Origin of the sequence: [Flexibacter] sp. ATCC 35208 (assembly GCF_001975825.1) — a bacterium.
Lineage (GTDB): Bacteria > Bacteroidota > Bacteroidia > Chitinophagales > Chitinophagaceae > Chitinophaga.
This window is the reverse complement of record NZ_MTKN01000007.1, coordinates 117,859-130,769: the sequence shown is the minus strand read 5'-3', so window position 1 is coordinate 130,769 and position 12,911 is coordinate 117,859. Positions and strand designations below refer to the sequence as shown.

Below are 12,911 nucleotides of genomic sequence, written 5' to 3'. Positions count from 1 at the left end.
AAATTTCCTTTTATTTTAAAATCCCTTCTATCTCCTCCAATTCCTCCACCGTATACCTCAAATTCCCCAACGCCCCCAGATTATTATCCAACTGCTCCACAGAACTCGCTCCAATCAACACCGTCGTTATCCGCCTATCCTTCAGCAGCCATGACAGCGCCATCTGTGCCAGCGACTGACCTCTCCGCTGCGCTATCGCATTCAGCTTTGTGATCTTATCCAGCTTCTCCTGCGTGATCTGCTCCGCTTTCAGGAACCCGCTTGGCTTACTCGCCCTTGATCCCTCCGGAATACCATGCAGGTATCTGTCCGTCAATAACCCCTGTGCCAGTGGTGAAAACGGAATACATCCCACACCATTGCTTTCCAGCACATCCAGCAAACCATTCTCCACCCATCTCTCAAACATAGAATACCTTGGCTGATGTATTAAACAAGGCGTACCGAGTGACTTTAACACCGCCAGCGCCGCCGCTGTCTGCTCCGCTGTATAATTAGACAATCCTACATACAGCGCCTTTCCTTGTCTGACTGCCGTATCCAGTGCACCCATGGTCTCTTCGATCGGGGTATCAGGATCCGGACGGTGCGAATAAAATATATCTACATAATCCAGCTGCAATCTTTTCAAACTCTGATCCAGGCTGGACAACATATATTTTCTTGAACCCCATTCTCCATAAGGACCCTGCCACATATGATAACCCGCCTTGGAAGAAATGATCAGCTCATCCCTCAAATGACCAGTAAAATCTTTTTTCAGGATATGCCCAAAATTCTCTTCTGCAGAACCAGGCACAGGACCATAGTTGTTCGCCAGATCAAAATGGGTAATGCCTTTGTCAAAGGCTCGGCGTACAATCTTTCTGCCGTTTTCAAAAGTATCGATGGAACCAAAGTTGTGCCACAGGCCCAGCGAAACCGCCGGGAGTTTGATGCCGCTTTTCCCGCAACGGTTATATTGCATGGAATCATACCGGTCACCAGCAGGTACATAAGCATTCATATTCGTGAAAATTTAGAATGCCCAAGATAGTGCTAATTAATCAATCTCTCAAGCCGGTTATCCTTTCAGCTGGCCGTAAACATTTATTAAAAGCAAAGAAAATTTTTCGCAACTTTCGCTCAGAAAAAGCTAAAATCTGCAAACCCATATGACCGTGCATCCCTTAAATTTATCATTATGAAAAATATTTTCCTGCTGATCATCTTATTCCCGGCATTCGCATGGGCGCAATCCTTACCTCCTTATCAGCCTTCTGCTGCTGAAGAAAAAACTGCTTACCAGCAAGCATCACAACTCGATTCCATCATTCGTGGCAAAGCTTACAAAACCACTGTCAAACCTCATTGGCAGGCAAACAATAAATCTTTCTGGTACAAAAACTATTTAAAAGACAGCACTGTCGAATATATATTAGTGGATGCTGCCAAAGGCACAAAATCACCTGCATTCGACCACGAAAAAATAGCTGCTGCTTTAAAGCTATCCGATAGCAAACATCTGCCGATCACAGATCTGCTGATAGAGAAATCTTCATTGAAATTTGCTGTCAAAGAGCAATGGTATGAATACAAAAATGGCCAATGTACACAGATAAAAACACCGCTGGTCAGCACGGCACAAACAGCTTTTCGTAATATCTCCCGCTGGTCTTTTCACGATGACAACACTGCCTCCGATACATCATCGCCCAACAAAGAATGGGTGACTTCCATACACAACGGCAATGTTTTCCTCAAAGCCACCGGCGCCACTGACTCCGTACCACTCACCACCGATGGCAATATCGATCAGCCTTACGGCGCATTGCAATGGTCGCCTGACAGCAGGTACTTCGTTGGCTACCGCATTCGTCCTGAAAAAATAGGATCCATCCATCACTTACTTTCTTCTCTCCCGGAACAGACCCGTGCCCGCCTGGATACCGAAGAATATGCACAACCCGGGGATCCTTTCACCTCCTTCGAAATGTTCATTTTTAATCCTTCAGATAAAAAGGCGACTAAAGTCAACACACCGCTCTACGACTTCCTTGGCAAGCCATACCTGCGCTGGCGCAAAGATGATTCCCGCTATTTTACGTACGAAAAAGCAGACCGTGGTCACCAGCGTTTCCGCATTATAGAAGTCGATGCTGCCAATGGCAACACCCGCGATCTGGTCGATGAAAAAACAAAGACCTTCATCTATGAATCCCGCATCTTCACACACTATCTCGAAGCAACTAACGAAATTATCTGGTCCTCCGAAAAGGACGGCTGGTATCACTTATACTTAATTGACGCCATCAAAGGCACGATCAAAAACGAGATCACCAAAGGGCCATACGTGGTACGCGACATCGACAGTGTAGATGAAAAGAAAAGAGAGATCTGGTTCAAAGCCAGTGGCATGAACCCCGGCGAAGACCCTTACAATATTCACTACTATCGTATTAATTTCGATGGTACGCAACTCGTATCACTCACAAAAGAAAATGCCCAGCATAATCTTTCTTTTTCACCTGACAGAACATACTACCTCGACACCTATTCCCGTCCGGATCTACCACCTGTCATCACCCTGCATCGCACTACCGATGGCAGGCAAATAATGGAAGTAGAAACAGCAGACCTGCACGATTACTTCGCCACCGGCATCCGCCTGCCTGAAGTATTCACCGCCAAAGCCCGCGATGGCCAGACCGACATTTGGGGGGTAGTCTGCCGTCCGCGTAACTTCGATAGTACACGCAGGTACCCTGTCATAGAAAACATTTACGCAGGCCCACAGGATGCTTTTGTACCCAAGACCTTCATGACGTTCAGCGAAATGCAAAGCCTCGCAGAATTGGGCTTTATTGTCGTTCAGATCGATGGTATGGGTACCGCCAACCGCTCCAAAGCTTTTCATGATGTATGCTGGCAAAATCTTGCTGATGCAGGTTTGCCGGATCGTATTTTATGGATCAAAGCCCTCGCTGCAAAATATCCTTACGTCGATACTACCCGCGTAGGCCTCTACGGCACCAGCGCTGGTGGCCAGAATGCAGCCGGCGCGTTGCTCTTCCATCCTGAATTTTACAAAGCCGCCGTATCAGCCTGTGGTTGTCACGACAACCGTGTCGATAAGCAATGGTGGAATGAACAATGGATGGGGTACCCGGTGGGTCCACACTACGCCGCGCAATCCAATGTGATTAATGCGAGCAAACTGAAAGGCAAACTCCTTCTCATCGTTGGCGAAGCAGACAACAACGTACCACCTGAATCTACCTACCGTGTTGTAGATGCCCTTATCAAAGCGAATAAAGACTTCGATCTGCTTGTGGTGCCCGGTATGGGCCATAGTGATGGCGGGCCGTATGGCAGACTGAAAAAGCGGGATTTCTTTGTTAAGAATTTATTGGGGGTGACACCACCTGATAGAAATTAACATTCGCTGTATAAAATTCTATCTGACTTTATATCTCAAATTAAGATCACCATTGCCCGGCAAATCTTTACTCCCTTTCATCATGTACGGGTGTAATTTTGAAATGATTGTAGCTACCAGCAATTTACAACCCCCAATGACCTTTAGTCCTCAATTACTACCCGTCGAAGAGGAGCGTCCTTTGGGTCCTTTGGTACCTTATGCCACCGGCATTGTATAGTATATATCTACATTATTTTTCTGCGTAAATGCCGGTAATTGCCGGCATTTACGCATTCTATCCGATATCTTTATTATTTTACAATCGCCATTAACAAAGACATACCATGCCTTAAACATATCGTCCTATATTCATCAACAATCCTATACATGAAGAAAAACCTACTCACCATTTTTATATTGGTGTTTCTCTATGCCAGTGCTGCCTTTGCTCAACTGCCATCGGCATTTGTACTCAAACAGCTCTCGGGCAACAACATCAATGAAGCCACTGCTTTGGCCCATGCGCCTGATGGCCGTATCTTTATCGCCGAACGTGGCGGTAATGTAAAAGTCTATCAAAACGGTACTGTCTCCATCGTACATTTTGTATCGACGACTACTGCCAATGAACAGGGGCTGTTAGGCATCACACTGCATCCGCAGTTTGCCACCAACGGCCAGTTCTACATCTTCTACACCAATGCTGCCAGCACCGTGCACTACCTGGACCGTGTGACGATCAACGCCGCCAACCAGATCACTGACACGACCCGCATCATGGAATTCGATCCTATCATCAATGGTTTTCACAATGGTGGCGCCATCCTGTTCAAAGACAACTATTTGTATGTCGCCATCGGAGAAAGTAATTCTCCTGCGGAAGCAACCAAACTGGATACCTATCGTGGAAAGATCCTGCGTCTCACCGCCGATGGTCAGCCTGCTCCCGGCAATCCTTATTACAACACACCCAATGCTTCGCGCCAGCAAAGAAGCATCTGGGCCATCGGTATGCGCAACCCATGGAAAATGGCACTGGACCCGGTATCCGGCAAGATATTCGTTGTCAATGTAGGCGGTAACTATGAAGAAATTGACGATGTCACTGCACCGGATTCTACCAAACATTATAACTATGGATGGGATGGCAAAGGCCAGTCAGGTCCTGAACAACCTGATTCTACCATCGCACCTGTATTCGCTTATCCGCATGATGGATGGGGTTGTGCCATTACCTCTGGTGTATTCTTCAACCCAACTAACACCAGGTACCCTGCCGAATACAAGAATCGTTTTTATTTCTCCGACTGGTGTGCTGATTGGTTCAGGAGTGTAGATGCGACCAATCCCGGGGCCGGCGCAACGACCTTCTCTACTACCAATTTCAGAAGTGTATTGGGCACGAGCGTAGGTCTGGATGGTAATATTTATTTTGTATACTACGGCACGAACGGATCATTGTACCGGTTGGAATATGATACGACACAATTACCAGTGATCGTGAATCAGCCGCAAAGCCAGGCTATTGTAACGGGCGATCCTGTTGAATTCTCCGTTACCTCTTCGGGTGCATTGCCATTAACTTATCAATGGCAAAAGAATGGTGTGAACATCTCCGGTGCTACGGCAGATACTTTTGTGATTGCAGCAGTAGCCGCTTCCGATTCAGCCAATTATCGTTGTATTGTAAGCAACAGTGCAGGCAGGGATACCAGTGATAACGCAAAACTCACTATACTGCCATTCAATGCACGCCCGGTGCCACACATTACTGCACCACTCTCTACACTCACCTGGAATGTAGGCGATACCGTTCACTTTGCAGCTACTGCCACCGATGCAGAAGATGGCACTATACCTGCCAGCAAATACCAGTGGGAAGTACGTTTCTATCACCAGGATGGTGCGAACAATCAGCACTATCACCCGGGTCCCGCCGTACCAAATGGTGTAACTGCCGGTACTTTTGTGGCCGACAATGGTGGGGAAACTTCTCCGAATGTATGGTTACGCATCATGCTCACCGTGAGTGATTCACAAGGTCGTACCGGTGTAGATTCAATAGATATCATTCCAAATAAAGTAAACATCACCGCAGCTGCTAACATCGCAGGATTACAACTCATTCTCGGTGCACAGAACACTGCGCCATTTACAAAGACACTCGTCGTCAATACACCGATCTCCCTGGAAGCGGTTACGCCACAGGTATTAAACGGCAAGTACTATGAATTCGCATCCTGGAGCAATGGGGGTGCTGCGGCTCAGACGATCCGTGTGCCTGCAAAGGATAGCACCTTTACAGCAAACTATGCCCTTGGTGCAAATCTGCAAAATCCTTATTTCGCGACTCCTACGGCTATTCCCGGCAAGATCGAAATTGAAAACTTCGACCTCGGTGGCGAAGGCATTGCTTACCATGACAACTCTACCGGCAATGCAGGTAATCAATACCGCACAACTGAAGATGTAGATCTTGAAAACTGCTCCGAAGGTGGTTATAACATTGGCTATGTGGCAGCTGGAGAGTGGTTGGAATATACGATAGATGTGACGACTGCTGCGCAATACACATTGTCTGTTCGCGTAGCCAATCCCGGCGCTGCCAAGACGATGCACGTAGAACTGGATGGCCAGAACATCTCCGGCAATATTACCGTACCTGCTACTGGTGGTTTTCAGGCATGGCAAACGGTATCCATCACCACACCTGTACTGACCAAAGGTGTGAAAGTACTGCGCGTATCGCTGGATGCCACAGACTTCAATGTGAACTACCTCACCTTTGCACTGGCAGGTAGCGTAGAAGGTCCTGTAGTGAGCCTGAGTGCGCCTGCAAACAATACCACCTTCTCCGCAGGCGATAACATTGAAATAGCAGCTGCAGTCACAGATTCTACCGGCACAGTCATGAATGTAGAATTCTACCAGGGTAGTACAAAAATAGGAGAGGATGCTGATGCGCCTTATACCTTTACCTGGACCAGTGTGCCTGCCGGTACATACTCTCTCACCGCCAAAGCGACTGACAATGCGGGTCTTACGGCTACTTCCATCCCGGTGGGTATCACCGTCAGCAATGGTGGCAGCGCTAACCTGGCACTGAATAAAAACGTAGTGGTATCCGGCAATGAAAACGCCGTGACCATGCCTGGTTCCGCAGCAGTGGATGGCGACCTGAATACCCGCTGGTCCAGCGCCTTCGAAGATCCTTCCTCGATCTATGTAGACCTGGGAGCAAGGTATAATATCAGCGAAGTGAAGATCACCTGGGAAAATGCCAAAGGCAAAGACTACCTCGTACAGGTGGCGGACACCATTGGCAACTGGCATACCGTAAAAAACATTACAGGCAATAACGATCTCATAAATGACCACACCGGTTTGACAGCTACAGGTCGTTACGTGCAGATTTACGGTACCGCCAGAACTACGGGCTATGGTTACTCAATTTTCGAACTGGAAGTCTACGGCAACAGTGCTGCCAGGGTAGCCAATTACAACGCTGCTCCTCAGAAGTCGTTTAAGATCTATCCCAACCCAGCATATAATTACCTTAATATCAGTGGAATAACCAGCGACGGTCTCTTTACCATCGTGAACGTAGCCAGCGGACAAACCAGTTCCCTGCGTTCTGAAGGTGGTAAGATCGACGTGAGCGGATTGACGCCGGGTACTTATATCATACAGTTTAAAGACGGTGAAAAGAAGATAAACAGGAAATTTATTAAATTGTAGCGCAAAAGCATGGAGGTCGGTTCTGGCCTCCATGCTTTTCTGTAAATTTCCTTTACCATGAAATATTATGTTTGGGGCATTTTTTTATGTTGTTTGTTTGCCTGTCAGCCCGGCCAAAGGGACAAGATGATCAGCGAGCGGTTGATACAGCGCCTCAAGGATCTGCATTTACTGGATGAGGACGAGACCATTTACCAATTTTACTCCAACTACAGAAAGCGAATAGCCGGCAATTTTGTTTCCAGCAAGCGGGTAGCTACTTACTATATAGATGATAGAAGCAAGTCGAAAGATGAAATTGCTTTTGCATACTATGAGAATATCCGGACCATGGATACTTTGTACCGTTCGGCACAGGTAGGAACGCCGCACTTGTTGGTGACGACGTATGATCATAAATTGATTAAGGTGTATGTGGATGGGAGTAGGGCGACGGTGCAGTCTTTTTTTGACAAGGCATTGGAGCAATGGGCGGCACATAGGAAGCAGGGGGTGAATCCGGATATAAAAATGTAGGTGTGAGGAATATGACTCTTTTTAAACTGAGAGCAGAATGAAATATAAAAAACAAACCCGCCGTTTTAGGCGGGTTTGTTTTTTATACACTCTGAAAATAACTCGTCATATAATCACTCGGCGACTGCGTCGTCACCGTCTTAAACACCCTGTTGAAATTCGTAATACTATTGAACCCACACGTATACGCCACCGTCGCAATATTATCAAACGCTCCATCCGTCAGCTTCTTACACGCCTCATTAATCCTCACCTCATTCAAAAATGAAACAAACGTATGCAGCGTATGCTTCTTGAAGAACCTGCAAAAAGCCTGTGGTGTCATATGCGCCTGCTTCGCCGCATCTTCCAGCGTGATCGGCTTATCATAATTCTGCATAATATAATTATAGATATTCCCGATCCTGATCCCCTCATGCTCACTCACCAGCTGCGTCTTCTGTGCCGTAGCCAGTGGCGTCATATCCGCATACCCGGATAATTGCTTTAACAGATCTACAAACTGCAACAACTGATCCGTGCCACTACTATTCGTAATCTGCATCATCTTACTACTCACCTCCGCCTTATGGGCATCTGGCACCTTAAACCCTGACTGGCTCTGCGAAATAAAGTTCTTCAGCAACTTCGTCTCCGGCAAATTAAACAACGAAGATAGATCTCCATTCGGATTAAAAAATATCGCCAGCGCCACGATCTTCTTCCTGCTTTTAGGCTGAAAATACGACGCCTCACTCTTAAAGATATGCGGTTGATTTGCCCCCAGCCAGAATATATCATTCGGCCGGAACGCATGCATATTATTATCCGCTACCAGGGTGCCTTCTCCCTGTTGAATCCAGCTCATCTGGATCTCATGATGTCTGTGTAAGTGTGGATAGAAAAAAGGCAAAACGTCTTTTTGAACAATGATCGATTTGTCCAGCGGAACAGGTATAGTAAACTGTAACACTTTCATCGTAAAGTAATTTTAAGTCACCGCAAGCAGGTACTTGCAAAAATTGTTTTACAGGTAAAAAGTAAAAAGGCCCTTCTTCAGTAGCAAAATCTAAATATTTTGGTTGATCCCGTCTATCGGGTAGAAATGAGTGTTAATTACACAATTAAAATTTCGTCCTCTCAATATTACGGATTTTAACCCAAATTTCATAATATTAAACCTATACAGGTTAATATCCGGGCAATGATGGATAAAATCCGGATTAACCTAAATTACACCCGTTAAAAGTACCGTGTTTCCGTCTCCGCAGGCCCGGCGGCCGCCCGCGCAATAATTCGGAGATGTGCGTATAACAGGCATTGCAACTACCCCTCAGTCAAAGAGGTTAAAATTTAATAATAATTGATTACTATCAGAGCGGCCCCCTTACATTGTAGTAGATATTTTTGAAAAAAAAAATAAACAGTCTATGGCTATTGAATGGAAAGGAATATTTCCTGCATTTACCACCAAGTTTACACCATCAGATGAACTTGACCTATCTCTGTTTGGCAAAAATCTGGATGCACAGGTAGCAGCCGGAATTGACGGCGTGATCCTCGGTGGTTCACTGGGTGAGGCCAGTACCATCAGCATCGCTGAAAAAGAAACCCTCACAAAATATGCAGTTGAAAAGGTGCAGGGAAAGATCCCGGTGGTACTCAACATTGCAGAAGGCGCTACCGCCGATGCCGTAAAGCAGGCAGCAGCAGCTGCTAAATGGGGTGCAAAAGGCCTGATGCTGCTGCCACCCATGCGTTATAAAAGCGATGAAAAAGAAACCGCTACTTACTTCAAAACCGTAGCCGCATCCACTGACCTGCCGATCATGATCTATAACAATCCCGTTGATTATAAGATCGAAGTAACCCTTGATATTTTTGAACAATTAAGCGCATTTCCGAACGTACAGGCTGTTAAAGAATCTACCAGAGACGTCTCTAATGTGACCCGTATGATCAATCGGTTTGGCGATCGCTTCAAAATACTCTGTGGGGTAGATACGTTAGCTATGGAAGAGATCATGCTGGGTGCCGATGGTTGGGTAGGAGGACTGGTATGTGCCTTCCCTGAAGAGACGGTGGCAATATACCGCCTCACCAAAGCTGGCAGGATACAGGAAGCCCTCGCTATCTATCGCTGGTTCCTGCCTTTGCTTGAATTGGATTTACACCCTAAATTAGTGCAGTATATTAAACTGGCTGAGCAACTGGTAGGTCTGGGTTCCGAAACAGTCAGGGCACCCCGCCTGCCATTGGAAGGAACGGAAAGAGAAAAAATTCTCTCTGTGATCAATACCGCGCTGGCCAACAAACCGAAGTTGCCCGTATATTAACATTTCAATATAATCACATCGCATGCAGATACAAAAGATCATGCAGCAGTCCGCACAGGCCTTTGAAACGTACAGACAGGTGACCCCTGCTGTACGTGCTGCATTACTGGAAACCATCGCTACTGAGCTGGAAGCGCAAAGAACAATCATGGTTGAGACAGCCGGCGAAGAAACCAATCTGCCTGCTGCCCGTCTCAATGGTGAACTGACCCGCACCACCAATCAGTTAAAATTATTTGCTGACCTGATCAAAGAAGGTAGCTGGGTAGAAGCTGTCATCGATTCTGCCAGACCAGAAAATACCCCTGCCAGACCCGATCTGCGCAGGATGTTATTGCCTATAGGCCCTGTAGTCGTATTCGGCGCCAGCAATTTCCCTTTTGCATTTTCTACTGCCGGTGGTGATACCGCCAGTGCCCTCGCCGCCGGTGCAACCGTGGTTGTGAAAGGTCATCCTGCACATCCACGCACTTCTTTACTGGCCTACCAGGCCATTGCCAGTGCCATTGAAAAGACAGACCTCCCTGCGCATACCGTGCAGCATGTAGCCGACGAAGGCTATGAAACAGGCAAGGCATTGGTCATGGATCCTGCTACCACCGGTGTGGCATTCACCGGTTCTTTCAATGGAGGTAAAGCGTTATTACAATACGCTGCACAAAGGGAAACCCCCATCCCTGTCTTTGCAGAAATGGGCAGTGTGAACCCTGTTGTATTCTACCAGGATGCATTGCTCACACAGGGACCACAACTGGCACAAACCTTTGCTGCAAGTATTACCCTCGGTATGGGACAGTTTTGTACCAACCCCGGTTTGTTGCTCGGTATACAAAGCGATGCATTGGACAACTTCGCACATATGTTAGGCGGTGCAATAGCTGCCAGTTCACCTGCAAAGATGTTGCACGCAGGTATCCATGCGGCCTATGTAAAAGGACGTGCCAGCGTACTCTCACTGGACGCGGTTACGCTGGTCGGACAAACAGCCGAACCTGCTGAAACAGAAGCCTGGCCTGCCGTAGCGCGCACGACGGGGGCTGAGTTTTTACAAAACCCTCACCTGGCAGAAGAACTCTTTGGCCCGTATTCATTACTGGTATCCTGTGCCGATGAAGAAGAACTGGGGAAAGTACTGAGAAGCCTGAAAGGACAACTCACCACTACAGTGGTCGGTACAGATAAGGATACGACTATTTACAAATCACTGATTGCATTGCAGGCCACTTTAGCAGGCAGGATAATATTGAACAATGCCCCTACCGGCGTGGAAGTATGTGCTGCAATGGTGCATGGGGGCCCTTATCCGGCTACGACAGATAGTCGCTTTACCAGTGTGGGTACCAGTGCCATTCGCCGCTGGGTAAGACCTGTATGTTTTCAGAACTTTTCAGATAGCATGTTGCCCGATGCATTAAAAAAATCAAACCCGTTAGGAATATGGAGACTGGTCGATAACGAATTTACCAGATAAAAAACACCTATGTCAGATCAACCAAAATCATTTAAACGTTCATTTGGCCTGCTCGATGCTACAATGATCGTAGCAGGATCCATGATCGGCTCCGGGATCTTTCTCGTGAGTGCCGATATCACCCGCAATGTAGGTTCGGCCGGCTGGCTGATACTGATATGGGTTATTACAGCGGTACTCACCATTACGGCGGCTGTGAGTTATGGTGAGCTCAGTGCAATGTTTCCTCATGCTGGCGGACAGTATGTATACCTGAAAGAAGCTTTCAATGACCTGACAGGGTTCCTGTTCGGATGGAGTTTCTTTACAGTGATACAGGCGGGTACGATTGCAGCAGTAGGTGTAGCGTTTGCAAGGTTCACAGCCTTTCGGTTTCCCATATTGAGTGAGACGCATATACTGGCAGATCTGGGGTTTGTAAAAATCTCGGCTGCACAGGTCACGTCTATTCTGCTGATCATCTTTCTCACCTTTGTGAATACGCGGGGGGTGAGAGAGGGGAAGTTAATTCAAACGATCTTTACATTGACAAAGATCGTCGCATTGCTGGCACTGATCGTATTTGGCTGCTTTGCGGCGAATAAGCAGGTGTGGGATGCGAACTGGCAGAGCGGGTTTGGGTTTAATAAGCTGGAGCCTGCGCAGCTGGTGTCTTATTCCGGATTTGCGGTGTTGGGAGCCATAGCGGCGAGTATGGTAGGCGGGTTGTTTAGTAGTGATAGCTGGAATAATGTGACCTTTATAGCTGGGGAGATTAAAAAACCTGAGAAGAATATCGGGCGCAGTTTGTTCTTTGGTACATTGCTGGTCACGATGATTTACATTGCCACTAACCTGATTTACCTGGCAGTACTGCCTTTGCGCGAAATTGCATTTGCAGAGAATGATCGGGTAGGGGTGGCGGCGGCCGTACGCATCTTTGGAAATAATGGTACGGTGATTATAGCTGTGTTGCTGATGGTGTCTACGTTTGGGTGTGTGAATGGGTTGATATTGTCAGGAGCGAGGGTGTGTTTTACCATGGCAAAGGATGGGTTGTTTTTTAAGCAAATGGGGTTGTTGAATAAGAATGCGGTGCCGGGGAAGGCGTTGTGGAGTCAATGTATATGGGCTTCCTTATTGTGTTTGAGTGGGCGGTATGGGCAGCTGCTGGATTATGTGATCTTTGTGGTGTTGATCTTTTATATTCTTACGATAGCGGGGATATTCAGGTTGAGGCGTACAAGGCCGGAAATGGAAAGGCCGTATAAGGCGTTTGGGTATCCGTTTATTCCTATGATGTATATTATAGCAGCGACGATTATTTGTTTGTCATTGCTGGTGTATAAGTGGGAGAATACCTGGCCGGGATTGTTGATTGTGTTGTTGGGGATTCCTGCGTATTATCTTTTTGGAACTAAAAAAATGGCGCTTGCTTAGCAAGCGCCATTTTTTTTATTGCTGGCTGGCGGCCGGCGAATGTAAATGCAAT

8 protein-coding genes are annotated in these 12,911 nt (G+C 47.0%); 6 read left to right on the top strand and 2 right to left on the bottom strand.

Features of this window, described 5'->3' with window-relative positions:
- Nucleotides 1–10: 10 nt before the first annotated feature.
- Nucleotides 11–1,006 carry an L-glyceraldehyde 3-phosphate reductase gene (mgrA, locus tag BW716_RS07040; protein ID WP_083721822.1) on the bottom strand — a complete coding sequence of 332 codons (996 nt, stop codon included), beginning with the start codon at nucleotides 1,004–1,006 and terminating at the stop codon, nucleotides 11–13.
- A gap of 177 nt (nucleotides 1,007–1,183) precedes the next feature.
- Here mgrA and BW716_RS07035 point away from each other — a divergent pair, with 177 nt between their 5' ends.
- The 3 genes from BW716_RS07035 to BW716_RS07025 all read left to right on the top strand — a co-directional run bounded on the left by BW716_RS07035 (nucleotide 1,184) and on the right by BW716_RS07025 (nucleotide 7,654).
- On the top strand, nucleotides 1,184–3,418 hold the full coding sequence (locus tag BW716_RS07035) for a S9 family peptidase (RefSeq protein WP_083721821.1): 2,235 nt from the start codon (nucleotides 1,184–1,186) through the stop codon (nucleotides 3,416–3,418).
- 369 nt (nucleotides 3,419–3,787) lie between these two features.
- Nucleotides 3,788–7,138, top strand: coding sequence for a PQQ-dependent sugar dehydrogenase (locus BW716_RS07030; protein ID WP_083721820.1), 3,351 nt, complete (start codon nucleotides 3,788–3,790; stop codon nucleotides 7,136–7,138).
- A 57-nt stretch (nucleotides 7,139–7,195) separates the two neighbouring features.
- A complete protein-coding gene (locus BW716_RS07025; protein WP_143708766.1) occupies nucleotides 7,196–7,654 on the top strand; it encodes a hypothetical protein in 459 nt (152 codons plus the stop codon).
- A gap of 82 nt (nucleotides 7,655–7,736) precedes the next feature.
- Here the strand turns inward: BW716_RS07025 and BW716_RS07020 are convergent, their stop codons facing one another.
- Nucleotides 7,737–8,612 (bottom strand): AraC family transcriptional regulator, encoded by an 876-nt coding sequence (locus BW716_RS07020; RefSeq protein ID WP_083721818.1) that lies wholly within the window; start codon nucleotides 8,610–8,612, stop codon nucleotides 7,737–7,739.
- A gap of 451 nt (nucleotides 8,613–9,063) precedes the next feature.
- Between BW716_RS07020 and BW716_RS07015 the strand changes: the two genes are divergently transcribed.
- Genes BW716_RS07015 through BW716_RS07005 form a run of 3 tightly spaced genes read left to right on the top strand, consistent with a single transcriptional unit; the run spans nucleotide 9,064 to nucleotide 12,859 of the window.
- Complete coding sequence (locus tag BW716_RS07015) at nucleotides 9,064–9,969, top strand: dihydrodipicolinate synthase family protein (RefSeq protein WP_179091021.1); 906 nt, start codon at nucleotides 9,064–9,066, stop codon at nucleotides 9,967–9,969.
- 22 nt (nucleotides 9,970–9,991) lie between these two features.
- Nucleotides 9,992–11,440 carry an aldehyde dehydrogenase (NADP(+)) gene (locus BW716_RS07010; RefSeq protein WP_083721817.1) on the top strand — a complete coding sequence of 483 codons (1,449 nt, stop codon included), beginning with the start codon at nucleotides 9,992–9,994 and terminating at the stop codon, nucleotides 11,438–11,440.
- A 9-nt stretch (nucleotides 11,441–11,449) separates the two neighbouring features.
- Nucleotides 11,450–12,859 (top strand): APC family permease, encoded by a 1,410-nt coding sequence (locus tag BW716_RS07005; RefSeq protein WP_083721816.1) that lies wholly within the window; start codon nucleotides 11,450–11,452, stop codon nucleotides 12,857–12,859.
- The last annotated feature ends 52 nt before the right edge of the window (nucleotides 12,860–12,911 follow it).